We start from the raw sequence: 25,462 nt of genomic DNA on the forward strand, positions 1-25,462 counted from the left end.
TCACGAGGCCATGATCCGAGCCGCCGGGGACTGCGCCAGGTACGCCACGGCCTGCGCGGTGGACCCCACGGGCTCGGGGGTGTAACCGGGCTTGAACGTGGACAGCGCGCTGATCAGCAGCGAGGGGATACCGGGCACCGAACCGCGCCACATGCACGCGAAGATCCGCATGACCAGCATCGGATACCGGTGATTGGGCAGCGACGGATCCTGATGCACCAGGTACTTGGTGCCGCGCAGCAGCAGTGCGATGAAGATCGGGAACACGATCAGCATGAGCGCGCCGCGGCGGACATAGCCCACCCCGAAGTACTCGGCCACATCGTGCGCGACCATGCGGTGCTCGACCTCTTCGGCCCCGTGCCAGCGGAACAGATCCAGCATCTGCGGGTCGGCGTCGAACTTCTCCAGATCGGCGTTGAGGATCCAATCGCCGAGGAAGGCGAAGAAGTGCTCCAGCGTGGCGATGACGCCCAGGCGCTCCACCAGCACCTGCTGCTGTGCCGCCGCGGTGCGCATCTCGCGGTGTCCGAGCGTCTTGCGGAACAGGAATTCCGCCTGCCGCACATAGGGTTCCACGTCGATGCCGTGCGTGGCCAGCACCTCTTCGAGGGCGCCGTTATGGCTTTCGGCGTGCATGGATTCCTGGCCGATGAAGCCGATCATGGCCTCGCGCAGCTTCTCGTCGCGCACCAGTTCCAGGGCTTCGCCGTAGGTGACCAGGAACATGCGCTCGCCCTCGGGCAGCAGCATGCTCAGCGCGTTCAGCACGTGTGAGGCGACGGGTTCGGAGGCCATCCACACCGGTTTGGTGTTCGACCAATCGAATTGCACGTTCCGGGCGTGCAGGGCTACCTCGCCGGGTTCGATCACCGTACGGCGGCCCAGTTTCGGAAGTAGCTTCATCGATACTCCTGGTTAGTTCCAATGACACGACTTTGTGACGTGACGGCCGGGCGCGAGGCCCGGTCATCGTTTGCTGCGTGAGCGTAGCAATATTCTACGCATATATGGAACCGCCAGTAACAGCTAAACCGTCAATGCGCCGTGGCGAGGTGCTCACCGTAGAAGAGCATCAGGCCCACACCCGCGGATATGCCGCCGAGCAGCCAGAATCTGATGATCACCGCCGTCTCCGGCCAGGTGCTCAGCTCGAAGTGATGGTGGAACGGGGCCATCTTGAACAGCCGGGTCCGGGTGGTACGGAAGACCGCGATCTGTAGCAGCACAGACAGAATCTCGGCCACGAACAGCGCGCCGATCACCACCATGAGCAGTTCGGTGCGGGTCGTGATGGAGATGCCGGCGATAAGCCCGCCCAGCGCCAGCGAGCCGGTATCGCCCATGAAGATCTTGGCCGGATTGGCGTTCCACCACAGGAAGCCGATGCAGGCCGCCGCGCCGGATGCGCACACCAGCGCCAGATCCAACGGGTCGCGGACCTGATAGCAGGCCGGGCCGGGCTTGATGGAACACGCGTTGGTGTACTGCCAGAGCGTGACGATGACATACGCGCCCAGCGCCAGCGCCATGGAACCCGCGGCCAGGCCGTCCAGGCCGTCGGTGATATTGACGGCGTTCGACCACGCCACCACCAGGAACACCACGAGCACCAGGAATACGACCACGCCGAAGGACAGGAAGGTGTAGTCGCGGACATAGGACAGGTGGCGGCTGCCCGGGGTCAGGCCGGAGCTGTTCGGGAAGCGCAGGGCCAGCACGCCGAAGACGATGGCGGCGGTGAGCTGGCCGAGATACTTGCCCTTGGCGGTGAGGCCGAGATTGCGGCGCTTGGTGAGCTTGATGTAGTCGTCCAGGAAGCCGACGATGCCCAGCGCGGTCGCCAAACCCAGCACCAGTAGGCCCGAGACCGTCAAACCCTCTGCGTCATAGCGGATTCCGATCAGATGCGAGCCCAGGTAGCCGGCCCACATACCGACCAGGATGGCGATGCCACCCATGGTGGGGGTGCCGCGCTTGGCCTGATGGCTGGCCGGGCCGTCGGACCGGATCTCCTGTCCGACATTCCTTTTCGCGAACAGCTTGATGAGCAGCGGTGTCAATGTTATCGACACCGCGAGCGCGATCATCACCGCGAAAAGAATCTGCCTCATCTGACCACCTCATGCTGCCGAACGTTCGCCATGACGCTATCGCCAGCCGGTACCACGGTTCACAGGCGGGTTCGGCTCAACGGGCCGCGCAGGGGCGGGACCAGCCATCATGTGTACCGCATCCGGGCGACAGTTGTGCGTCGCCCGAGGGCAGATCGGGCAAAAGGGACGTGCCTACCGGTGTTGACCGGAATTCGGTGGCTAGAGCACCGCCTGCGTCTGGGTCACCTTGGCGACGAGTTTGCCTGCGTCATCCCGGATTTCGGTCTCCACCACGATGAAACTGCGGCCCGCATGCAACGGGCGCGCCGTCGCGGTCGCATAACCCGAGCGCACCCCGCGCAGGAAATTCGTCTTGGACTCCACCGTCGTGGTGCCCTGCTTACCCTCGGGCAGATTCAGGAACGCGCACACCGCGCCGGTGGAATCCGCCAGCGCCATCAGCGCGCCACCGTGCAGCGCGCCGCCCAGCGTGCACAGCGACTCATCCCAGGCGAGCCGACTGCGCACCTGCTCCGGACCATGCTCGAGCACCTCGATACCGAGCCGGTCCGCGAACGGCATGGTGCCGAAGAGTTTCGCGCCGATCGGATCCAATGGAGATTCAGTCATGAGATCGACTGTGCCCGAGAGTCGGATCCACGTCGATTACCTCGAGGGTAATGCGAGAGCCTCCGGTGCGGTTCTGCCAGACTCGGCGGGTGCGGGTAGGTGTATTGGGGCCGGTGGCGGCGTGGGCCGAGGATGGGACGTCCATCGAGGTCGGTGGGGTCAGGGTGCGGATGCTGCTGGCCCGGTTGGCGCTGGAGGCCGGTGGGGCGGTGCCGGTCGGTGCGCTGATCGACGGGTTGTGGGGTGAGGAGCCGCCCGCGGATGCCGCGGGGGCATTGCAGGCGTTGGTATCACGGTTGCGGCGGGCGCTGGGCGGAGCGGGGGCCGTGGAGCTCGGAGCGGGCGGGTATCGCCTGCCCGGGGTCGAGGTGGATGCCGAGCGGTTCGAAGAATTGGTGAAGCGGGGGCGGCGTGAACTCGCGGCCGCGCAGGCCGAATCCGGCGCGGGGCGGGGCGAATCCACGCGCGTGAAATCCGCGGCGGCCACGTTGACCGAGGCGCTTGGATTGTGGCGTGGGCCGGTGCTCGGGGATGTGGAGGATGCCCCCTTCGCGCAGGCCGTGATCGCGCGGCTGGAGGATATGCGGGCCGGGGCGGTCGAGGATCGATTCGCGGCGGAAATCCAATCGGGGCGATTCGCTGAGATTCTCGTCGATCTCGAGGTCGAGGGGAGCGCGCATCCGCTGAGTGAGCGGCTCGCGGCATTGCGCATGCGTGCGCTGGCCGCCGCCGGGCGGCAGTCCGACGCGCTCGCGGTGTACGAGGATATGCGGGAGCGGCTGGGGGATGAGCTCGGGATCGATCCCTCGGCGGAATTGCGCGACACCCATCTCGCGCTGTTGCGCGGGGAGCTCGAAAGTCCGCCCGTGCGTAAGGAACCCGTCGGGAGCACGCTGCCCGCGCGGTTGCACAGTTTCGTCGGGCGGGATGGGGAATTGGCGGCCGTCGCACGGCTGCTCGGGGAATCGCGGCTGGTCACCATTGTCGGGCCGGGCGGAGCGGGTAAGACCAGGCTGTCGCTCGAGGCCATGTCCCGGTATCAGGGCGGGCCGGTGTTCTTCGTGCCGCTGGCCGAGATCGGGACACCGGATCAGCTCGCCGACGCCGTCGCGGGGGCACTCGAGCCCGACGGGGCTCCCGCCGATAAGACCGCGCGCTTGGCCGAACTGCTGGATGTCGGTGCGGCGGTATTGGTTCTGGACAACTGTGAGCACGTCATCGCGGCGGCCGCCGAACTCGCCGCGCGGCTACTGGACCGCCTGCCGCACTTGCGAATTCTCGCCACCAGCCGGGAGCCGCTCGCCATCACCGGTGAGGCGCTGTGTCATCTCGAACCGCTCGCCGTCCCGGGCGCGGTCACCGAAGCCGCTGTCGCGCAACGTTCCCCGGCGGTGCAGCTCTTCCTCGATCGAGCCGTCGCGGTGCGCCCGGGTTTCACCCTTGACGATCGCACCACCGGACCGGTGGTGGAGATCTGCCGTCAACTCGACGGTGTCCCACTGGCTTTGGAGTTGGCCGCCGCCAAGCTTCGCGCGATGAGCGTCGATCAGATCGCCCGCCGCTTGGATGATCGCTTCCGCCTGCTCACCTCCGGCAGCCGCACCGCTCTGCCGCGCCAGCGCACGCTGCTGGCGTTGGTGGAATGGAGCTGGGACCTGCTGGAGGACCCGGAGCGTGTCCTCGCCCGTCGCCTGTCGGCTTTCCCCGGCGGCGCGACAGTCGAAGCGCTGGAAGCCATTTGCGCCGATGACACGCTCCCGGCCGACGATATCGTCTACCTGCTCGGCGCACTCGTGGAGAAATCCGTGGTGCAGGTGTCGGACGACGACCAGCCGCGCTACCGCATGCTGGAAACCATCCGCGCCTACGCCGCCGACCAGCTCGCGGCCTCCGGCGATGATCTCACCGCGGCGTTCACCCACCACTACCTGATTCTCGCCGAACAACTCGAGCCGCTGCTGCGCACCGGCGAACAACTCAGCGCCATAGCCGTTTTCGACGCCGAACACGCCAATATGGCCGCGGCGCTCCGCATCGCCACCCACCGGGCCGATCCCGGGAGGCCCGCCGCGCAACCGTTCTCCGAAGGGGCGCGCGGTGCTGGACAGGCTGCCGCGGTACAGCGCGATCCCGCCGGACGTGCGCGGCTGGCGAGCCGGTTCGCACGGGCCATGTTCTGGTACTGGGGGATTCGGGGGATGAGCAGTCAGTTCGAGACCGCCGTCGCCGGTGTACTGGGGTTCGGCGATGAGCTGCCGGAGAACGAGCGGGCCGCCTTCCGGGTGATTCAGTTGATGGCCGGAGCACCCGCGGACGAATCGGTGTCGGTGCGGGAACTGGTCGAGGACTGTGTGCGGACCGGAGCGCTGGATTTCCATCCGGCACTTCCGCTGTGGACGTCATTGCTGGCGTTCCAGGCCGGTGAGGATGAGCTGGGGGAGCAGCAACTGGAGCGGGCACTGGAACGACCGGACCCGTGGTTACGGGCCAGCGCGCACCTGGCGCGGGATATGGCCTGCACCGGGCGCGGCGAATTGCTCGCCGGGGCGGCGGAACGGCGGGAAGCCCTGCGGGACTTCCAGATCGCCGGAGATCGCTGGGGGCTGGGCATGGCCCTGCTCGCGGTCGGCCGGGATCATTCGCTGCGCGGGGCGCACGCCGAGGCCATCGCGGCATTCGGCCGCGCCGTGGTGATCGCCTCCGAACTCGGCATGGAAGACGATGTCTTCACCAGCCGCACCGAACTCACCCGCGAACGCCTGCGCAGCGGCGACTTCACCGGGGCCGAGAACGATATTCGCGCCGCACAGCGGGTGGCCGAAGAACTCGGCTATGTCCGAATGACCGCCATCCTCGGCCTCGCCGAAGCCGAATTGCACCGCCGCACAGGCGATGTGCCGCAGTCCGAGCGCGACCTCGACCTGCTCGAACAACGCCTGTCCCGACTGCCGATCCCGGACGGCACCGTGCCGAACCGAATCGCCCTGTCCCGCATGGCGAACCAGCTGTCCGAGCGCTCCGTCATCGCCGCACGCAAACTGCTCCCCGAGGTGATCGAGGGCGCGTTCGCCTACGGAGATGTAGCGGCCAGCACGCAGGCCGTCGCACAGGCGGCCGAACTGTTGGCCAAATTACAACTGCTGGAGGATGATCCGTCCGCCGCGGCCACCACGCTCGGCATGAGCGCGGTTATCCGAGGCGTATTCGACGATGGCGAACCCGAACTCCGCGACCTCGTCACCGAACTCGTCGCCCGCCTGGGCGAGCAAGCCTTCCGCTCCGCATACCTCGCCGGTTCCGACCTCCCACGAGCCGAAGCGCTGGCGCGGCTGCGCGCCGAGACTGCCGGGGTGACGGGTGGTTCCGTCACCCCCGGTGGCGCTAGACCCTGGTGAAGAGTCGGCCTGCGAGGTCCAGGCCGATGATCGTGCCGGAGGCGTTGCGGCTGAAGTAACCGCGTTGGCCCTTGAAGGAGCCCTCGGTGATGATGTATTCGTCGCCGTCACCGGGGAGCAGGCCGAAGGGGAAGGGCGGGTGGTCCTGGGGGAGGTCGGTGTCGGAGGCGGCGCGGATTTCGGGCTTGATCTTGCATTCCAGGGATAGGCCCGCGGCGTCGTTCAGGACGGTCATGGTCATGGCGTCGATGTCGTAGGTGCCCACCAGTTCTCCGGCGCGGTCGGGGTCGTAGGCGATCGGTTCCGGGTCGGAGTCGACGACGCCGAGGTAGTGCTCGAGCGCCCAGCGGACGATGGCCACATTGGCGGGGATGCCGTCGGGGCTGGCGTTGGACATCACCGAGATGGCGAAATCGTGCTCGGGCACCAGCAGTAGCTCCGAGAACTGGCCGAAGCCCGAACCGCCGTGGCCGACGGTGCGCACGCCGTCGACATCGCGCAGGAACCAGCACAGGCCCAGGGCATCGCCCAGGGTGCTCGACTTCAGTTCGACGGTGGGCTGTTTCATGAGGTCGAGCCAGGCGGCGGGCAGCACGGTTTCGCCGTCCTCGGTGGTGCCGTCGCCGAGTTGGAAACGCGCCCAGCGCAATTGCTCGGTCACGGTGGAGGAGATGCCGCCGCCGGGGTTGTTGGCGCGGTTGCCGCTCCAGGCGCGGATCACCGACAGCTCACCGTCCTCGCCGCGCTCGTGGCCCACCGAGAAGCGACGGGTCATGAGCTCGTTGCGCAGGTAGCCGGTGGCGGTCAGACCCAGCGGCGCGAGGATCCGGGTGCGCACGACATCCTCGAACGTTCGCCCGGTGACGTTCTCGATGACGCGGCCGACCAGGTTGTATCCGGCCTGGCTGTAGGAGGCGCGCACACCGGGTGCGGCGATGAGCGGAAGCTCCGCCAATTCGGCGACGAACCGGGCCAGCGCGTCATCGCCCTCGCCGGTGTCATTGATGAGATTCCATTCGAATCCGGAGGTGTGATTCAGCAGCTGCTCGACAGTGATTGTGGCGGCGGAGGTTTCGTCGATCAGGGTCAGCTCCGGCACATAGGTGCGCACCGGTGCGGCCAACTCGATCCGGCCCTCGGCGACCAGTTGCATGATCGCGGTGACGGTGAACGTCTTGCTGACCGAGCCGATCGTGAACAGCGTGTCCCGGTCGACGGGCAGCGGATTCTCGATGCTGGTGACGCCGTGCGCGGCGAAGATCTCGCGGCCGTCGACCCGGACGCCCACGCTGATACCGGGGATGCCGAATTTCTCGGCGGTGGCGGCGACGAATTCCTGGAGCGCGATATCGGACATGTCGGGTACCTCTTCCGTGGTTCGGTAGCGGCTCACTGGTGTCCGCTCATCCGGTCTGAAATCAGCTTGGCGAGCGGCGCTGACAGTCGGCCGACAGTGCGCTGACAGACCCGGAGAGTGCGCTGACAGCCCCGGAAAGTGCGCCGACAGCACCCGCGCGGGCACTTATCGGCGGGTTCTTCGCGCTGGTAGAAGACCTCTCTCAGCCGCCCATCAGCTTCGCGCTAGCAAATGCTCAGTGAACTGGGGCAGGCTTATTTCTTTCCGATCGAAAATAGTCATCTACCGAGGAGATCACTCGCGTGCGATTGTCGAAGACCTTGGGCGGCGCGGTTGTCGCGTTGACCGCAACCGTCCTGCTACCAATCGCCGCGGGCACCGCCTCCGCCGCTCCCGCATCGGCATTGAGCCCCTCCGGCACCTCCGCGGATGGTTCCAAGATCGTTTCCAGCGCCCCCGGCGACGGTCGCACCATCACGCTCCAGGTCTACTCGGCCGCGATGGGCAAGAACATCCAGATCGACGTACAGCGCCCGGCCGATACCTCCGCCCCGGCCCCCGTGCTGTACCTGCTCAATGGCGCGGGCGGCGGCGAGGACGCCGCCACCTGGCAGAAGCAGACCGATGTGCTGAACTTCCTGGCCGATAAGAACGTCAATGTGGTGCAGCCGGTCGGCGGCCAATTCAGCTACTACACCGATTGGCGCGAGCCGGATCCCAAACTGGGCGTGAACAAGTGGAAGACCTTCCTCACCGAGGAACTGCCGCCGCTCATCGATCGCGCGTTGAACACCAACGGGCGCAATGCGATCGCCGGACTCTCCATGGCGGGCACCTCGGTATTGCAGCTGCCCATCGCCGCGCCGGGGCTCTATCGGTCGGTGGCCTCCTACAGCGGCTGCGCTCAGATCAGTGATCCGCTGGGCTACAACTTCGTCAATACCGTGGTCGCCGCGGGCGGTGGCGATGCCACGAATATGTATGGCCCGCAGGGCGATCCGATGTGGGCGGCCAATGATCCGTACGTGCACGCCGACCAGTTGCGGGGGCTGAACCTCTACATCTCCAGCGGTTCCGGTCTGCCCGGCCCATGGGACACGCTGGACGGCACGCACACCCTGCCCGGTGTCGGCGGCCTGGCGAATCAGGTGACCGTGGGCGGCACCCTGGAGGCCGCGACCAACTATTGCTCGCACAATTTGCAGACCAAACTCGGCCAGCTCGGCATCCCCGCCACCTTCAATTTCACACCGACCGGAACCCACTCGTGGGGCTACTGGCAGGATGACCTGAAGAATTCCTGGCCGGTGCTGGCGGCCGGACTCGACCTGCCCGCCTGACCGGAAGTTCTTCGCACACAAAGACACCGGCTCGCCTCCAAGGGGATGTGGAGGCGAGCCGGTTTCGCGTTACCGATTACGAGCCGAGTTCGAAGCTCGGATAGCCACTGTCGCGCTCGTCGTCGCAGAACCGGCGGTAATTGCCGAAACCGCCGATGTACGGCATGAATACGCGCTTCTTACCCTCCACATTCGCACCCATGTACCAGGAATTCGCCTGCACGAACAGCGTGCCCTCGGCGACCTCCATGAGGTGATCGGTCCATTTGGCGGCGGCCTCCTCGCGAGCCTCTACCTGCCGAATCCCGTGTGCGCGGCAATGTTCGATGAGCGCGAGCACCCAATCCAGCTGCTGTTCGGAGTGCAACACCATATTCGCCATCACCGAGGGGGTGCCGACGCTGTTGATGCTGAACATATTCGGGAAACCGTGAATGCCGAAGCCCAGGTAGGTGACCGGGCCGTCGGCCCAGGTATCGCGCAGCCGGGTATCGCGCGCGCCCCGGATATCGATGCGCAGCAGCGCGCCGGTCATGGCGTCGAATCCCGTTGCGTAGACCAGGGTGTCGATCTCGATGAACTTGTCCCCGGTGCGAATGCCGGTGGGGGTGATCTCCTCGATCGGCTCGCGGCGCAGGTTCACCAGTGACACGTTCGGGCGATTGAACATCTCGTAATAGCCCGAATCGGTGCAGATGCGCTTGGTGCCGATCGGATGATCGGTGGGAATGAGATCCGCTGCGACGGAATCGCTCTCGACCTTGGCGCGAATCTTGGCGACCGCGAAATCGCGCACGATCTCATTGGCCGCGATATCGCTGTTCTGATCCGGGAACACCTTGTTGAAGAGCACGCCGCCGCCGTTCCAGCGGTCCTCCATGGCGGCCTCGCGATCGGCGGGGCTCATCTCCAGCGCTTTGGTCTGCAAGCTCGGATGCGGGGTGGCTGCGGGGGCGTAGTAGGACTTCTCCCGCCGCTGCCCGTAGGTGGCGCGAATATCCTGCTGTTCCTGCGTCGTCCACGGCCGATTCGGCATGGGCACACTGAAGTTGGGGGAGCGCTGGAAGACCGTGAGCGCATCGGCTTCCCGGGCGATGATGGGGGAGACCTGAATGCCGGAGGATCCGGTGCCGATCACACCGACCCGCTTACCTTCGAAGGACGCGCCTTCCTCCGGCCAGCGGGCGGTGAAAAGCTCTTCGCCCGCAAAGGTTTCCACGCCCGGGATATTCGGCTTGATCGGCGCGGACAGGCAGCCGGTGGCGAAAACCACGAAGCGGGAACGGAATTCGTCACCCGAGGCGGTGGTGATCGTCCAGATCGCTGCCTCGTCGTCGAAATGCGCCGCGGTGACGGTCTGTTCGAAGCGGTAGCGCCGCTTCAGATCGAAGCGCTCGGCCACGTGCCGGATGTAGGCCAGGATCTCCGGCTGCGCGGCGAAACGCTCTGTCCAGTTCCAACTCTGCTGCAGATCGTCATCGAACGAATAGGAGTAGTCCACGCTCTCCACATCGCAGCGCGCGCCCGGATAGCGGTTCCAGAACCAGGTGCCGCCCACATCCGCGCCGGCCTCCAGGCCCAGCACGTTCAGTCCGGCCCGGGCGGCCCGATGGACACCGTAGAGACCGGCGAATCCGGCGCCGATGATGATCACATCGTATTGCTTGGCCTGCTCGGCGCTGGCATGCATGCGTGCCCTCTCGACTTCATCCAGAAACTATTTCGATTAGGCATATCGTCGAGCGCGCGGCGACGGGCCGCGAGGGTACGTCCCACTGACCAGGAGACACCCCTCCGTCATCCCGGCATGTTTCTGGCCGGGATCCACGGTTGTAAGGGTGAATTCCGGCCAAAAGCGCGCCGGAATGACGAGGTTGACTATTCGTGCGCGGGTTCGCCGGTGACGATGTGATCGGCGTGGTTCAGGCCCTCCCGGACCAGGCGCGCCAGGTGACCGTCCCGAATGCGATAGATGATGCGGCGGCCATCGCGCCGGGTATCCACCAGACCGGTGAACCGCAGCTTGGCCAAATGCTGGCTGACCGCCGTACGGGACGCGCCGCACGCCTCGGTGAGCGCGGTGACATCGGCCTCGCCGTCGGCCAGAATCCAGAGAATATGCAGGCGGGTGGGGTCGGACAGCATGCGGAAGGTGGCGGTCGCCGCGTCCAGGCGCGCCTGATCCGGATCGACCGGATGCGTGAGACTGGCAGCGGCGGGCAATGATTTCGCATTGCTCTTGCTCACCATGACTCACCTTCCTGCGGTCACCTCACCACCCACCGTGGCGAACGCGGGCCACACCCGCGCGGCCGTCGTAGCTGCCAGTGTAGCGATGACCGCCAGTACCACCGCCGTGATCGGCAGCCCGGCCACCGCGCCCAGCCCGCCTGCGATGGGATAGGTGAGCAGGAAACACGCGTGCGAGAGCGAGAACTGCGCGGTGAAAACCGCGCCGCGCGAATCGGAATCGGATTCGGCGCGCAGCAATCGCGCGGACGGGGTGTTGATCATGGAGGTGCCCGCGCCGAGCGCGAGCCAGGTCGCGGCCAGCAGCGCGCTACCGGCGAACGAGCCGAGCAGTGGAATCACCGCCGCGGCCGCCAATGCGCCCGGCAGCACGCGGCATCCGGTCAGCATGACCGTGCGATCCGAGATGCCCGTCAATATTCGGGGCAGCGCGAGCGCCACCAGCATGGAGCCCAATCCGAAACAGCCCAGTGCCAGCGCCACATCGGAATTCGTGCCGCCGAGCCGCTCCCGGACATAGACCACGGTATTCACCACGACCAGCGAAGTAGCCGCCGCCACAACCAGATTCATGGCGAGCAGCCCGCGCAGCACCGGCCGCCGCGTCATGATGCGCGCACCGTGCGTGATGCGTGCCCACAGCGGTCCGGAGCTGTCACCGGTGAGCCGGGGCAGGCGCGCGGTGCGCACCATGGTCGCCGACACCACGAAACCGGCCGCGGTGCCCAGGAACAACGCGTGATAACTGATCACGGTGAGCGCGGCGGCCGCGAGAATCGGGCTCACCAGCGATTCCATGTCGTAGGCCAGCCGCGATAGCGAGAGCGCCCGGGTGTAATCCCGCTCATCCGGCAGCACATTCGGAATCACCGATTGGAACGCCGGGGTGAAGGTCGCCGAGGCCGATTGCAGCAGTGCGATCAGCAGGTAGATCTCCCACGTACGCGTGATGAACGGCAGTGCCAGCGCGATCGCGGCGCGCAGGACATCGGCCGACACCAGCAGCACGGTGCGCGGCACCCGTGCGGTGAGCGCCGAAATGACCGGCGCCACAGCCACATACGCGAGCATCTTGACCGCGAGCGCGGTGCCCAGCACCACCCCGGCGTCGGCGCCCGCGAGATCGTAGGCGAGCAGGCCGAGCGCCACGGTGAGCAGGCCGGTACCCAGCAGTGCGACCACCTGGGCGGTGAACAGTCGCCGGAATCGGGTGTGCCGCAGGACATCGAGCATGCGGCCGAGCATACGCCAATAAGTGCGCAGATGTGCACATGAAGTCGTATGTGCGACCCGGGACCGCTATCCTCGCTCGGTATGGGCAGGAACCCGGCGGTCGGGACCGCGGCCGCAGTTGCCGCACTACTACTCTCGGGCTGCGATTCGCACGGCAGCGCCGAACCGGCGCCGAACCTCGCGGGCAGCGCCGTCCCGGTGGTCTCGACCACCGTCGCGCCCACCGCCGAACCCGCGCCCGCCACCCCGCCCAGCGCCGCCCCCGGCGCGGTACTGCAACCCTGCGGCGATATCGGTACGGCCACAACGGCTCCCGACTGCCGACTGCAATCCCACGATATCGCCGGACTCGGCTTCGAGATCCGCCATACCGGCAGCCGGGCGCATATGACCACCACCGTCGCGGTGCTCGACGCGAACGGCTCCGCCCGCCAAACCATCACCGAAGCCGATACCGATGTCGCCGGAACCGTCCCCAAACTCCGCGATCTGGACAATGACGGCCGCGATGAACTGATCATCCCGCTCGCCCTGGCCACCGCCAACGCGCGCTACGCGATCTACCACGCCACCGGCGACGCCCTCGACTATCACCGCGCGGGCGAACTGGCCGGAGTCGGCATGGACACCTCCGCCGCGAACTACGTGGTGGTGTCCTCCCGCGTCGGCTACGCCGCCTGGGATATCGAATTCTGGACCTTCGTGACCGATAAGCTGCGCCCGCTGCTCACCGCCCAGGTGCGGCCCATCGACGACGGCACCGGCAAAGTCGCCGGAACCACCTGCACCGCAATCGATTCCGGCGGACTCAACATCACCGGCCTGAGCCTGGGCGAGGCCACCCAGCAATTCTGTGCCGAACCCGCCGTACAACGCATCCGCCGCAACTGACCGGCCCGCGACTACACCCCGAAGGTGCCGGCGACTACACCGCGCGGACGATACGTACGCCCGGGGAAAATACGGGGTATCTCGGGGGAATTACCGATGTCGTGCCTGCTCACGGCCGCCGAGAATGGAGTCAGGTCATCGACCCGGCTCCATTGGATCCGGTGACGGCGTCCCGACAGCGTGGTCGGGGGGTTTGCGCAATGGGGCGCACGAGAACGTAATGGGGCGCACGAGAATCAGAGATTGGCACCCTTCGCGCGATTACAGGCGCGACACAGGATCTGGAGGTTGGCGGCGCTGGTGGCTCCGCCCCGGCTCAACGGAATGATGTGGTCGAATTCGAGATAGTGGCTCTCGCCGCACTCGACGCATTTACCACCGTCCCGCTGCCAGACCTGGGCCTTGATCTCCTGCGAGATGCTGCGGGTATCGCGGCGGCCCGGTGACAGCGTGAGGCGTTTGGCCACCCGCAGCGCACCCTCCATGGTGGCGGCGACATGATCGGGATCGGCGACCTCGAAGACCGCGCCGCCGCGCGCGGAGGTGGCGGCAACGGCCACCCGGCCGCCCGTAGATGTCACCGAAACAACGCGCGCCCAAGGCATTTCGGTGCCGGTATCCGGGCCGGTGAAACGCAGCTTCTTATTGCTGCAAATCAGACGGCCCTCGGTGAGCTTCGGGCCGCGCGCCAACTGCCGGATGTGAATCGCGGGCACATTCAGATGTAGCCGCTCCGCCGGATCCAGATGCAGGCCGGTCGCGCCCAGTACCGGCAGCTCGCCCGAGCGCAGCCGGGTCAGCATGCGGCCGCGCCCCATGCGGCGGCGCAGATCCTCGATGAGCGGACCGTCCAGGGCCAGCGCGGCGATGGCGGCCTCGAAATCGTCGAGTTCGGACTGTTCGATGGTGCCGTCCGCGAACGCGAACGTCACCATCCGCTCCATATGGTCCTGCGCCACCGGCCGCAGTGTGCCGAACCCGGCGGCCGCCTCGATGCGCTGATAGCGCAGCGACGCCCACAACCCATCCCATTCCGAGCCCCGCGGCCCGGCCGTGCGCAAGACCCGCTCGGCCCGGCCGCGCCAGCCCGACAGGTACTTCTCGATCTCCTCGGAACACTCCCGGCACAGCGCCGGACCGCCGAACAGGCGCCACCGGCGCGGGCGGCCGCAGCGCGCGCAGTGCCTTGCGTCCACGGACAGAGCGGCGCGCGTGGTCCCGGTCCAGGCCTCCCCGTCCCACCATCGCAGCCCCGGCCCGCGCGGGTCCGGATGCCAGTCCGCGCGTTCGGGATTCGGCGGCAGCACCGGCGGGGCGGGCGGCACTTCCCGCTCGATGGCGAAACCGCGCCGCGCCGGACGCGGTGCCGGCTCCGAACCGGGTGTGCGGGCGGGCGACCGCTGCTGCGCCGCATCGGCCGGATCATCCACCCGCACGCCGAATTCGGTGACGATTCCGGCCAGCCCGCTCGCCCAGCCCTGCGCGATCGCGCGGAACCGCCAGTCGCCGTCGCGGCGGTAGAACTCGCCGAAGAGCATGGCGCGCACCGATTCCGCCGCGGTGACCTCGAACCAGGCCACCGGGCGATTGTGGTCGAAGACGGTCAGGATCAGGCCCGGCACCTCGGCGAAGGAGCCGACCACCGAACCGGTGACCGCGATCCGCGTCACCTCGGATTCGGTGCGCGGCAGCGAAACCGATAGCCGGGCCGTGCCCGGTGCGGGCTCGGGATCGAGCGTCACCGCCTGCGAGACGTGCCGGGGCGCGTTGAAGAAAACGAAATCTCTGTCCGAGCGGACCTGGCCGTCCTGCGCCAATAACAAGGCGTGCGCATCCACCTCATGATCGGATTGCCACGAAAGGACAACCGTCAGAAGCGATGTCGGAACCGGCGCATGGCCACCCTTGGTGAGTTTCATTGTGATCGAACTATGCCACGCACCCCCGACAGCTTCGGAGCCGCCGGAAAACACCCGGTCCGAACCTGATTTACGGGACGCCCGCGCTGCGGCACAGTGGACTCATGACCTCACCGAAGGAACCGGGCCAGCAGCCGGCGCGCGGTAAGCCGCAAGCCCCCCGCGTGCCCATGCCCAGCGATATCCTCGCCGCCGCGCAGGCCGCGGTGCTGGCGGCGCAGGCCGCGGCGGGCGATGCGCTGGACTCCGCGCAGCTCACCGCCACCCAGGCATTCGACACCGCGGTCCGGCTGCCCCCGGCCTCCATGCAGCTGGCCGCACAGCTGCCCGACCTCATCGAGAACCTCACCATCGCCATCGAACGCCTCAACTCCACCATCGACCGCCTGGACCGCACTCTGGCGCTGGCAGAACCCGGCTTCGTCGCCTACGACAAACTCCTCACCCGCCTGGAAAGCCTCAGCGCCGTAGCCGAAGACGCCTTCGGCCGCCTGGAAAAACTCCCCGGCGTCTCCCTGCTCGGCCGCCTCACCGGCGCTATTCGCGAAACCGCCGCCCCCGAACCGGCCCCCAAACCCCGCCGCATCAAATAGCGGCCGCGGGCTCAGGCCGAGGGTAGGGGTGCCTTCGGGGCGACAGCCAGGCCGGGGAGGGCGCGCAGGGCGGTGGCGGCCTTCCAGAGCATTTCCTGGTATTCGTCGTGCGGATCGGAGTCCAGCACGATCGCGCCGCCCGCGCCTACGCGCCAGGAACCGTTGTGGCGCACCGCGGTTCGGATGACGATATTCAGGTCGGCGGTGCCGCCGAGGCCGAGGAAGCCGATGGTGCCCGAGTAGATGCCGCGCGCTTCGGTTTCGAGGGCGTCGATGATCTCCATGGTGCGCAGCTTCGGCGCACCGGTCATGGAGCCGCCGGGGAAGCAGGCGCGCAACGCGTCGATCACGCCGAGCCCCGGGCGCAGGGTGCCGCGCACCGTCGAAACCAGTTGGTGCAGAGTCGTATACGTCTCCACCGCCATGAGTTTGGGTACGTGCACCGAACCGATCTCGCAGACCCGGCCCAGATCGTTGCGGAGCAGATCCACGATCATGAGGTTCTCGGCGCGCGTCTTGGGATCCAGCGCCAGCGTCTCCGCCAGCCGATCGTCCTCGCCGGGCGTCTCCCCGCGCGGCGCGGTGCCCTTGATCGGCTTGCTCTCCACCGTGCGGGTGCGATCCAGTTTGAGGAAACGCTCGGGGGAGGAGCACGCCACCTCGAGGTCCTCGAAACGCAGAAAAGCCGCGTAGGGCGCGGGATTACAGCGTCGCAGGGTGCGATAGACCGCCAGCCCGTCCGCCTCGGCGGGGAGATACGCGCTGTCGGTAACGCAGATCTCGTACGACTCACCCGCACGCAACTGTTCCTGACACGCGACGACATCGGCGAGATACCGCTCCCGCCCGCGCGTCAGCAGCGGCGCGACCACACTCTCATCGGTGCGCAGTTCCAAGTCCGGCGGGTTCTCCCAGGTCGGCAGCGTCTCCACGATGGCCCCCGTCGCAGTCAGCCAATCCCGCGCGGTAGCAAGCGAATCCGGCGTGGCGAGGGCGAGCAGGTGGGTGCGTCCGGCCTCGTGGTCGACCACGATGAGGCGGTCGGCGAAGAGCCATTGCGCGTCCGGGGCGGGCGAGCGGTGAGCGGTGTTCGCGCCGCAGTCCGCCTTCATCTCGTAGCCGAGGTAGCCGACATAGCCGCCGACGAAATCGAAAGGTACGTCCGGGAATTCGATGTGGCGGCGGCGTAGTTCGCCGGATAGGTAATCCAGTACCCCGCCCGGAACCGTGTGGGTGCCGGTCGCGGAATCCACCCGCACCGCATCGGATCCCACGCGGTAGCGGACCATTTCGGCGAGCGGACCCGATCCGTCGCCGAGGAAGGAGAAGCGATCCAGGCCGGGCTCCACATGTTCGCTGTCCAGCCAGAAGGCGGCCGGTGCGTCCGCGTAGAGCCGCAGGAACAAGGCCTCCGTGTCCACCGCGCGCTCGATCACGACCTGTTCGACCGTGTAATCGATTGTGGGCAGGGTGCTTTCGGTCTCCGGGCGGACCGGCTCGGCGACCATATCGGCGGCGAGCATTTCCATCATCAGCCCGTCCTGCCAGCTGCCGTCGCTGCCGCGCTGGTACTGCCGCATCCGGCCGACCGGGCGGAACCCGGCCTTGCGATAGCAGCCGATGGCCGCGGCATTGTCCGCCGCCGGATCGATGACCAGCCGGTGATGGCCGTGCTCGGTGAACAGGTGCCGGGACAGCGTGCGCACCGCGTCGGTGCCGATACCGCGTCCGTGCAACGCCGGATCGAGGTAGATATCGATTCCGGCGTGCCGGTATTCGGGATCCTCCTCCGCGTACCACTGGATCAGCCCGGCCACCCGGCCGTCATATTCGATTGCCCAGCCCTGCGAATCCGGGTCCGCGAGTTCGGCTTCGATCTGCGGGTTCGGATCGGTGTCGGTCTGCCACCATCGGCGCACCTCCGGTGTCGCCCGAATCGCCGCCAGCGCGGGCACATCCGCGCTCTCGGCGGGCCGCAGCGCCACCACCGCGCCGCGCAGCCACCGGCGTCCGGCGTGAAGGGTGGTGAGGGACTTGAAGTTCCGCAGCAGCTGCGCCCCGTACTCGCTGGCGATGGACTCCGGATGGAATTGCACCCCCCATTGCGGTCGGGTGCGATGACGCACCCCCATGACGACACCGTCCGCGGTGGTCGCGGTGACCTCCAGCGATTCCGGCAGCGGCCGGGCCGCCGCCAGCGAGTGATAGCGCACCGCCGTGAAATCCTGTGGCACATCGGCGAACAGCTCACGCCCGTCGTGGGTGATGCGATCGGGGAAGCCGTGCCGGGCGCGCGGCGCGGCGGTCACCAGCCCGCCCGCGGCCAGCACAATGCCCTGATGTCCGAGGCACACCCCGAGCAGCGGCAGTTCCGCGTGCGCGATGAGCGCGGCGGAGATACCGAAATCGCGCGGGATATCGGGTCGGCCGGGCCCGGGGGAGATGACGATATTGTCGAATCGGCCGAGGTCCAGTTCGGACAGCTCGCGCACCTCGTCATTGCGCACGACAACGGGCTCCACCCCGTTCACCTCACTGATCAGCTGATACAGGTTGTAGGTGAAGGAGTCGTAGTTGTCGATCAGCAGCGTGCGCATTTGGCTGGCAACTTTACGCCACCACCATCCACGCCCCCCGCCTCGACCTGCGTGAACGAGGCCGAAACCACTTCTGCTGGCATATGCCTTCAGTTGCCCTGGACGGTTACGGCACAATGTGGGACATGTCTGAAGTGCAGCCGGTCGATGTGGATCGCGACATCGTCGATTTCGCCGTTGTCGGGAAGTGGATGGACGAGCAGGGCTTGCCCGGCGGTGACTTCGAGGGGGTGAAACCCCTCGGCGGCGGCACCCAGAACATCATGCTGCGCTTCACCCGGGGCGAACGCGACTATGTCCTGCGGCGCGGACCCAAACACCTGCGCGCCGCGAGCAATAACGTGATCCGCCGCGAATCCCGCATCCTCGAGGCCCTCGCCGGAACCGGCATCCGCGCCCCCAGGGTGATCGCCGCCGGGGCCGATGAATCGCTCATCGGGGCCTACTTCTATCTCATGGAGCCGATCGTCGGCTTCAACCCGCAGAACGAACTGCCCCCGCTGCACGCGGGCGATCCGGAGATCCGGCGGCAGATGGGACTCTCGGCCGTGGAGGCCATCGCCCGGCTCGGCTCGCTCGATCACGAGGCGCTCGGACTCGCGGATTACGGTAAGCCCGAAGGGTTCCTGGAGCGTCAGGTGCCGCGCTGGCTCAAGGAACTCGAGTCCTACAGCGTCAACGAGGGCTATGCCGGCCCCGAGATCCCGGGCGTGGATCGGGTCGGCGACTGGCTCGATCGCAATCGCCCCGCGCAGTGGACGCCCGGCATCCTGCACGGCGACTGCCACCTCGCGAACATGATGTTCTCCTTCGACGGCCCCGAAGTCGCGGCCATGGTCGACTGGGAGATGTCCACCATCGGCGATCCGCTGCTGGATCTGGGCTGGCAGATCGCAACCCGCCCCGAACCCGGCACCACCGGGGCCGCGCTCATCGGCTCGCTCGGCGCGGTCGGCGGGCTGCCCACCGCCGCGGAGATGATCGAGCACTACGGCAAGTTCTCCGACCGGGATCTGAGCAATGTCACCTGGTATACCGTGCTGGCCTGTTTCAAGCTCGGCATCGTGCTGGAGGGCACGTACGCGCGGGCGGCGGCGGGCAAGGCGCCCAAGCAGGTTGGCGATTTCCTGCACGCCATCACGCTGGAGCTGTTCGGCAAGGCGCATCAGCTGATGGAGTGAGACCGGATGGCCGTCCCGCTCGCGCGGGCGGGGCGGCAATCGCGGTTCGGCAAACTTGTCGCGATCTTTGTGTCGCCTGGCAGAATATTGGTGGCCGAAAAGCTTGTGCCATCGTAGGTTGTTCGCATGCCGATCGTTCCCGATGCCAAGGACTGGACCTGGGTGCTCGAACGCACCTGCGACGAATGCGGGTACGACCCGAGCGTCGTGGCGTTCGAGACCATCCCGGGCCGGGTGCGCAGCAGCGCCGCCGCCCTGACCGCCGCCCTCGATGACCCGAATGCCGCTGTGCGGCCGGACGATTCGACCTGGTCCGCCCTCGAATACGCCGCGCACGTGCGCGATGTGTGCCGGATCTTCGAGCATCGCCTCGATATCACCCGCACCGGATCGGCGCGGCCCGGACCGGTGATCGGCGGCTACGACGCCTCGGTGGTCATCGACGAATCCGGGATCCCCATGTTCGCCAACTGGGATCAGGACGAGACCGCGCTCGCGGAGGACTACGCCGCGCAGCGCAGCGCGCAGGTCGCCGCCGACCTGCGCGCTGCCGCCGAAAAAACCGCTCGCGCATACGAATCCGTGCCCGGTGAGGAGCTCGACCGGCCGGCCAAGCGCAGCAACGGTTCGCTGTTCACCGTGCGGACCCTGGGCAGCTATTTCCTGCACGATCTGGTGCATCACGTGCACGATGTCGAGAAGCGAAGCACCGCAACGGCTTAGATTCGCGGCTGCTGCTGCGTGGTGCAGTGGATGCCGCCGCCGCCGGCCGCGATGGCGTCGATATTCAACTGCACCACTTCACGATCGGGGAACAGTCGCTCCAGGGTGGCCTTGGCCGCGGCATCGCGCGGGGGATCGCCGAACTCCGGGGCGATGACACCGCCGTTGCAGACGTAGAAGTTGATATAGCCCGCCGCGAAATCGGCATCGATCCACTCCGGCCGGACGGTGTCCGGCCCCTCGATCACCTCCAGGCGCAGCGGGCGTTCATGCTGGTCCGTGGCCTCGCGCAGGATCTGCACGTGCGTGCGGGTGACCTCGTAGTCGAAGGCGTCCGGATCGTTCTCCAGCCCGGCCACCACCACGCCCGGCCGGGCGAAACGGGCATAGAAATCGGTGTGGCCGTCGGTGATATCGCGCCCCGCGATACCGGGCAGCCAGATGATCTTCTCGATGCCGAGCAGGCGTTCGAGCTCCTGCTCCACCTCCGGTTTGGTCCAGCCCGGATTCCGATTGTCGTTCAGCACACAGCTTTCGGTGATGATGGCCAATCCCGCGCCGTCCACCTCGATACCGCCGCCTTCGAGGACCAGTTCGGTGTGTACCGCCTCCGCGCCCGCCTGGGCGGTCACGAAACTGGCGGCCAGGGCGTCCTCGGCATGCTCCTGCTTATCGCCCCAGCCGTTGAAATTGAAGTCGATACCGGCCTGCGCGCCGGTCTCGTCGACCACGAAGACCGGGCCCGAATCACGCAGCCACAGATCATCCAGCGGCGCTTCGCGCAATTCGATATCGGCCCCGACCAGGCCGCGCACGATCGCCAATTCCTCGGGGCGCACCAGCATGGACACCGGTTCGAAGCGCGCGATGGCGCGGGCGATATCGGCGAGGGTGCGCTGGGCCATCGGTAGCAGATCCGCGGTCCAGACCCGTTCGCTCGCACCGAAGGCCATCCAGGTGCGCTGGTGCGGGCGGCCTTCCTCGGGCATGCGGTATCGCTGCATCGAACGGCTCCTGACCTCGTGGGTGCCCGCCCGGATATGCGGGCAATCCGCTGGCGAATACGAGGTTAGCCGCTGGAACCGGCGGTTCCGGGTAGGAACGCGGTCACACGCTGCGGCGCAATGCCTCGCGCAGATTCCGGGAGCGCACATCGTCCAGTACGGCCATGCCCAGGCGGTTCATCGTGTATCCGAAGCCCAGACCCGTTGCCGGATCGGCGAATCCGAACGAACCGCCGTAACCGGTGGTGCCGTACGCGCGGGCATCGGTGCCGAAACGGAAACTGCCGCAGGACTTCCGGAAACCCAGGTGATAGCGGCTCGGGGTGAGCAGCACCAGATCCTCGGCCGGGACGTCCCGCGCGGTCTGCGCGGATGCCAAGCGGTCCAACAGATCCGCGTCGACGGGCAGCTCACCGGTGCGGCCCGCCGCCGCGCCGTACACCCGCGCCAGCGCGCGGGCGGTGCCGACGCCACCGGCGGCCGGGCTCTCCACCTCCAGGAATTCCCGGCGCGCGGCGCGCGCGGGCGCACCCACCTGCGGAGAGTTCAAGGCGCGGAACGAGAGTCCGCGCTTGGCGTACAACTGCACGCCGATGCGCACCGGCAGATCGCGCTCGTAGCGCAGGATATCCAGGCCCTCGGTGGCCGAGAGTTCGGCGACCCGATCCAGCGAAACCGATTCCGGCAGGCCGATATAGAAGTCCAGGCCGAGCGGCTTCGCGAAATCCTCCGCGAAGACCTGGCCGAGAGTGCGATGCGCGGGATCGACCCGCCGAATCAATTCACCCTGATACAGACCGGCGGTGATCGGGTGGTATCCGTGCCGGGTTCCCGGTCGCCACAGCGGTTTCTGCGCGGCGAGGATCCCGGCCAGACCGTCCAGGTCCGCCATATCGCGCAAACGCACCGTGCGATCGAGGGCGGGCAGCCCCGCCTGATGATCCAGCAGCTGCCGGACGGTGATCGACTCCTTGCCGTTCGCGCCGAACTCCGGCCAGTACTTCGCCACCGGGGCCTCGTAATCCAGCAGCCCGCGCGATACGGCGGACGCGATCACGAAGGCCGTCATGCCCTTGGTGGACGACCACACCGGGGCCATGGTGTCCCGCTCCCAGGCCACTCGGCGCTTGCGATCGCGATGGCCCGCCCACAGATCGACCACCGGCCGGTCGCCGTCGAATACCGCGACCGACGCGCCGATCTCCCCGTGCGCGGCGAAGTTCCGCCGAAAAGCGTCCGCGACCGCACCGAACCCGCTGTCCACCTCACCGTGGACCGTGACCTGCTCACTCATGGTGGGTCCGATGGTAACCGGACATACCCGAAGGGGTCAGTGCGCCGATGCACCGATGCGCGCGAGGAAGGCCCGGATGGCCGCATGCCAGGGCTCGGGATTCTCCACCATGACGATATGGCCGCCGGGCAGCTCGAGGTATTCGGCGTCGGCGATGCCCGCGGCCTGCCGACGCGCGTTAGCGGGATCGACGAGCAGATCACCGGTCAGGCCGATCACCAGGGTGGACACGGTGACACGCGCCAGATCGGCGGTGGTGTCGACGGTCTCGATCAGCGCGGCCTGGGCGGCCGTCCCGCCCGGAATGCCCGCGGCCAGCTGGTCCAGCACCGTCGAAAGCTGTTCGGGGGAGAGCGCGTTCACGAAATCGGCGCTGAATCCGGACAGTAGCGCGATGCGCGCGAACAGTTCCCGATCGCCGCTGGCCAGGGCGCGTTGCCACAGTTGGACATTGAGCCGCGCGCGATTGTCCGGACGCGCGAAACCCGCGGTGAGAATCAGGCCGCGCACGCGTTCGGGATGGCGCACGGCGGCGCGCACGGCCACCGCGGCGCCCAGTGAATATCCGATGATCGTGAACTGCTCGGCCCCCGCCGTATCAGCTTCGGCGACGAGCGCGTCGGCCAGTGCGTCCAGATCCAGGACGGTGTCATCGGCGGGGTAATCCGGGCCGATCACCGTATGTGCTTCGGCGAGTAGCGGAATCAGCCCGCCGAAATTCGCCTGAATCCCGCCGCCCGCGCCGTGCGCGAGCAGGATGCCGGGGCCGGATCCGGTGACCGTGGTGGACAGCGAAATGTTCGTCATGGCGGCGACGTTAGGGATTGACATGGATGTGAAGGTCAACCCCGAATGCCGGAGGTCACAGTGCTGATCGGCGAGCTATCACAGACCACCGGCGTCGCACCCCGCCTGCTCCGCTACTACGAGGAACAGGGCCTGCTGACCGCACACCGCGACCCCAACGGCTACCGCAGCTACGACGATTCGGCTCCCGCCCGAGTCCATCGCATTCGCGAACTCCTCGACGCGGGCCTGCCCACCCGCGATATCCGCGCCCTGCTGCCCTGCGCGATCGACACCGGCATCACCCACTGCGACCACTCCCGGAAAATCGTGCACGACGGCCTCACCCGCCTCGACACCCAAATCGCGGACCTGACCCACCGCCGCGCCCTGCTGGCCCGCCAGCAACAGGCCGTCCAATCCCGCCCGTACGGAACCTGATTCACCCGCAGCCGTGGGCATCGAGCGCGAGCTCCCTCGTCATCCGGCACGCTCTCGCTCGCCCGGCGTGATGATGCGGCGTTACTCCGCCCGCGCGGCGGCGACTCGTACCCCGAGTGGCTCGCACTTCGGCATGACCTCACGTCGTCATCCCGGCGCGCTTTTGGCCGGGATCCACACCTTTTGCGATATGCCCGAACTTCGCGAGCGGATTGCTGTATCAGTGCTCGCATCGGTCTCCACCGGGGTTGCGTGCGGGTAAGAGCGGTTCGAGCCGGTAGCGTGGCGGGACGTGTCAGGACTCTCGTCGATTACCGCATCGTTGCTGCGGACCAAACCCGTGGAGCAGCTCACCTCCGATGGTGAGCACACCGCATTGCGGCGCAGCATGGGGCTCGTACCGCTGATCGCGTTGTCGGTGGGAGCGACGCTGGGGACCGGGATCTTCGTGGTGCTGGGGGAGGCCGCGCCTCTGGCCGGACCCGCCGTGGTCGTCTCCTTCGCGATCGCGGCATTGGCCGCGCTCTTCTCGGCGCTGTCGTACGCGGAACTGGCAGGGGCCGTACCGGTTTCCGGATCGGCCTACTCCTACACCTATGCCACGCTCGGCGAGATCATCGCCTGGGTGTGCGGGTGGTGCCTGCTGCTGGAATACGGGGTCTCGGTGGCGGCCGTCGCGGTCGGCTGGGGCGCGTATCTGAACGAGTTCCTCGGATCGACGCTCGGCTGGCGAATTCCCGATGCGCTGTCCTCCGCGCCCAGTGAGGGCGGAGTCGTCAATCTGCCCGCCGCGGTGGTGGTGCTGCTCGCGGCCGCGGTGCTGCTCGGTGGCATCCGGGAGAGCGCCCGGGTCACCACCGTCACCACGCTGATCAAGATCGCGGTGCTGATTTTCTTTGTGGCGGTGGCGGTTACGGCCTTCAACTCCGACAACCTGCATCCGTTCGCGCCCGCGGGCATCGCCGGTATCGGCTCGGCGGCCTCGATGGTGTTCTTCTCCTTCATCGGCTTCGACGCCGCCTCCACCGCCGGTGAGGAGGCCAAGAATCCGCAGCGTGATCTGCCGCGCGCCATCATCATCTCGCTCGGCATCGTGACCCTGGTGTACGTGCTGGTGGCGCTCACCGCCGTCGCCGCGGTCGGTGTCGACGATGTCAGCAGTTCGGGCGCCTCACTGGCCACCGTGCTGGAGCAGGTCACCGGGAGGGGCTGGCCCGCAACGATTCTGGCCGCCGGTGCGGTCATCGCCATCGCCTCGGTGGTGCTGACGGTGCTGTACGGGCAGACCCGCATCCTGGTCGCCATGTCCCGCGACGGACTCATGCCCAAGGTGCTGTCCAAGGTCGGGGCCAAGCGGGTGCCCACCACCAACACCCTGATCGTCGGCGGTGTGGTCGCGGTGCTGTCCGCGCTGATTCCGCTGGGCGAGTTGGTCAATGCCACCAATATCGGCACGCTGGTCTCCTTCGGGCTGGTGAATGTCGGCGTGCTGGTGCTGCGCCGCACCAAACCCGAACTGCCGCGCACCTTCCGGACGCTCGTCCCGCTGGTGCCCGTGCTCGGCGTCGGCATGTGCCTGTGGCTGCTGCGGAATCTGCCCGCGGTCACCTGGCTGGCGTTCACGCTGTGGTCGGCGGTGGGGCTGGTCGTGTACTTCAGCTATGGCCGTCGCCGGTCCGCACTGAATCGGACCCGGCCGGACGCCATCACCGCGGACTCGTAGGCTCGTGAC

At 67.4% G+C, this 25,462-nt stretch carries 19 protein-coding genes and 1 pseudogene; 8 read left to right on the forward strand and 12 right to left on the reverse strand.

Annotated elements, in window-relative coordinates; genetic code table 11:
- The 3 genes from ACFVUS_RS37480 to ACFVUS_RS37490 form a co-directional block, all read right to left on the reverse strand.
- On the reverse strand, positions 1–906 hold the full coding sequence (locus tag ACFVUS_RS37480) for a metal-dependent hydrolase (protein ID WP_387777916.1): 906 nt from the start codon (positions 904–906) through the stop codon (positions 1–3).
- A gap of 131 nt (positions 907–1,037) precedes the next feature.
- A complete protein-coding gene (gene mraY / locus ACFVUS_RS37485; protein ID WP_364638317.1) occupies positions 1,038–2,114 on the reverse strand; it encodes a phospho-N-acetylmuramoyl-pentapeptide-transferase in 1,077 nt (358 codons plus the stop codon).
- 201 nt (positions 2,115–2,315) lie between these two features.
- The gene (locus ACFVUS_RS37490; protein WP_387777919.1) at positions 2,316–2,726 is read right to left on the reverse strand and encodes a PaaI family thioesterase; all 411 of its coding nucleotides are present in this window, start codon (positions 2,724–2,726) and stop codon (positions 2,316–2,318) included.
- Positions 2,727–2,815: 89 nt separating this feature from the next.
- Between ACFVUS_RS37490 and ACFVUS_RS37495 the strand changes: the two genes are divergently transcribed.
- Entirely contained in the window at positions 2,816–6,121 is a 3,306-nt protein-coding gene (locus ACFVUS_RS37495) for a BTAD domain-containing putative transcriptional regulator (RefSeq protein ID WP_387777922.1), read from the forward strand.
- Here ACFVUS_RS37495 and ACFVUS_RS37500 read toward each other — a convergent pair.
- Positions 6,108–7,478, reverse strand: a complete 1,371-nt coding sequence (locus ACFVUS_RS37500; protein ID WP_387777925.1) for a serine hydrolase domain-containing protein — start codon at positions 7,476–7,478, stop codon at positions 6,108–6,110. The two genes, ACFVUS_RS37495 and ACFVUS_RS37500, sit on opposite strands and share 14 nt — an antisense overlap.
- 308 nt (positions 7,479–7,786) lie before the next feature.
- Between ACFVUS_RS37500 and ACFVUS_RS37505 the strand changes: the two genes are divergently transcribed.
- Positions 7,787–8,818: an alpha/beta hydrolase gene (locus ACFVUS_RS37505; RefSeq protein ID WP_387778581.1), complete on the forward strand. Its 1,032-nt coding sequence runs from the start codon at positions 7,787–7,789 to the stop codon at positions 8,816–8,818.
- Positions 8,819–8,894: 76 nt separating this feature from the next.
- Here ACFVUS_RS37505 and ACFVUS_RS37510 read toward each other — a convergent pair whose 3' ends face one another.
- The 3 genes from ACFVUS_RS37510 to ACFVUS_RS37520 form a co-directional block, all read right to left on the reverse strand.
- Positions 8,895–10,508 (reverse strand): flavin-containing monooxygenase, encoded by a 1,614-nt coding sequence (locus ACFVUS_RS37510; RefSeq protein WP_387777928.1) that lies wholly within the window; start codon positions 10,506–10,508, stop codon positions 8,895–8,897.
- 188 nt (positions 10,509–10,696) lie between these two features.
- On the reverse strand, positions 10,697–11,068 hold the full coding sequence (locus tag ACFVUS_RS37515; protein WP_387777930.1) for an ArsR/SmtB family transcription factor: 372 nt from the start codon (positions 11,066–11,068) through the stop codon (positions 10,697–10,699).
- Positions 11,069–11,071: 3 nt separating this feature from the next.
- A complete protein-coding gene (locus ACFVUS_RS37520; protein ID WP_387777933.1) occupies positions 11,072–12,301 on the reverse strand; it encodes an MFS transporter in 1,230 nt (409 codons plus the stop codon).
- An 81-nt stretch (positions 12,302–12,382) separates the two neighbouring features.
- Here ACFVUS_RS37520 and ACFVUS_RS37525 point away from each other — a divergent pair, with 81 nt between their 5' ends.
- A complete protein-coding gene (locus ACFVUS_RS37525; RefSeq protein WP_387777936.1) occupies positions 12,383–13,192 on the forward strand; it encodes a hypothetical protein in 810 nt (269 codons plus the stop codon).
- A gap of 236 nt (positions 13,193–13,428) precedes the next feature.
- Here the strand turns inward: ACFVUS_RS37525 and ACFVUS_RS37530 are convergent, their stop codons facing one another.
- Positions 13,429–15,111 carry a TerD family protein gene (locus ACFVUS_RS37530; RefSeq protein ID WP_387777939.1) on the reverse strand — a complete coding sequence of 561 codons (1,683 nt, stop codon included), beginning with the start codon at positions 15,109–15,111 and terminating at the stop codon, positions 13,429–13,431.
- A 104-nt stretch (positions 15,112–15,215) separates the two neighbouring features.
- On the opposite strand from ACFVUS_RS37530, the gene ACFVUS_RS37535 reads away from it, so the two are divergent.
- Positions 15,216–15,704 (forward strand): hypothetical protein, encoded by a 489-nt coding sequence (locus ACFVUS_RS37535; RefSeq protein ID WP_387777942.1) that lies wholly within the window; start codon positions 15,216–15,218, stop codon positions 15,702–15,704.
- Between the two features lie 11 nt (positions 15,705–15,715).
- Here ACFVUS_RS37535 and pabB read toward each other — a convergent pair whose 3' ends face one another.
- Positions 15,716–18,301: an aminodeoxychorismate synthase component I gene (pabB, locus tag ACFVUS_RS37540; protein ID WP_387777945.1), complete on the reverse strand. Its 2,586-nt coding sequence runs from the start codon at positions 18,299–18,301 to the stop codon at positions 15,716–15,718.
- A 125-nt stretch (positions 18,302–18,426) separates the two neighbouring features.
- Between pabB and ACFVUS_RS37545 the strand changes: the two genes are divergently transcribed.
- The gene (locus ACFVUS_RS37545; RefSeq protein WP_387777948.1) at positions 18,427–19,482 is read left to right on the forward strand and encodes a phosphotransferase family protein; all 1,056 of its coding nucleotides are present in this window, start codon (positions 18,427–18,429) and stop codon (positions 19,480–19,482) included.
- A 126-nt stretch (positions 19,483–19,608) separates the two neighbouring features.
- Positions 19,609–20,205, forward strand: coding sequence for a DinB family protein (locus tag ACFVUS_RS37550; RefSeq protein ID WP_387777951.1), 597 nt, complete (start codon positions 19,609–19,611; stop codon positions 20,203–20,205).
- Here ACFVUS_RS37550 and ACFVUS_RS37555 read toward each other — a convergent pair.
- From ACFVUS_RS37555 to ACFVUS_RS37565, 3 genes and pseudogenes are all read right to left on the reverse strand, one after another.
- A pseudogene (locus ACFVUS_RS37555) lies at positions 20,202–21,200 on the reverse strand (agmatine/peptidylarginine deiminase); the annotation flags it as partial. The gene ACFVUS_RS37550 and the pseudogene ACFVUS_RS37555 overlap by 4 nt on opposite strands.
- A gap of 112 nt (positions 21,201–21,312) precedes the next feature.
- The gene (locus ACFVUS_RS37560) at positions 21,313–22,503 is read right to left on the reverse strand and encodes a serine hydrolase domain-containing protein (RefSeq protein ID WP_387777954.1); all 1,191 of its coding nucleotides are present in this window, start codon (positions 22,501–22,503) and stop codon (positions 21,313–21,315) included.
- A 36-nt stretch (positions 22,504–22,539) separates the two neighbouring features.
- Positions 22,540–23,310, reverse strand: a complete 771-nt coding sequence (locus tag ACFVUS_RS37565) for an alpha/beta fold hydrolase (RefSeq protein ID WP_387777957.1) — start codon at positions 23,308–23,310, stop codon at positions 22,540–22,542.
- A 45-nt stretch (positions 23,311–23,355) separates the two neighbouring features.
- Between ACFVUS_RS37565 and ACFVUS_RS37570 the strand changes: the two genes are divergently transcribed.
- Together ACFVUS_RS37570 and ACFVUS_RS37575 are read left to right on the forward strand one after the other, a co-directional pair.
- On the forward strand, positions 23,356–23,730 hold the full coding sequence (locus tag ACFVUS_RS37570; protein ID WP_387777960.1) for a MerR family transcriptional regulator: 375 nt from the start codon (positions 23,356–23,358) through the stop codon (positions 23,728–23,730).
- Between the two features lie 292 nt (positions 23,731–24,022).
- Positions 24,023–25,453 (forward strand): amino acid permease, encoded by a 1,431-nt coding sequence (locus ACFVUS_RS37575; RefSeq protein WP_387777963.1) that lies wholly within the window; start codon positions 24,023–24,025, stop codon positions 25,451–25,453.
- Positions 25,454–25,462: the final 9 nt, after the last annotated feature.

It is taken from the genome of Nocardia sp. NPDC058058, assembly GCF_042885355.1.
Lineage (GTDB): Bacteria > Actinomycetota > Actinomycetes > Mycobacteriales > Mycobacteriaceae > Nocardia.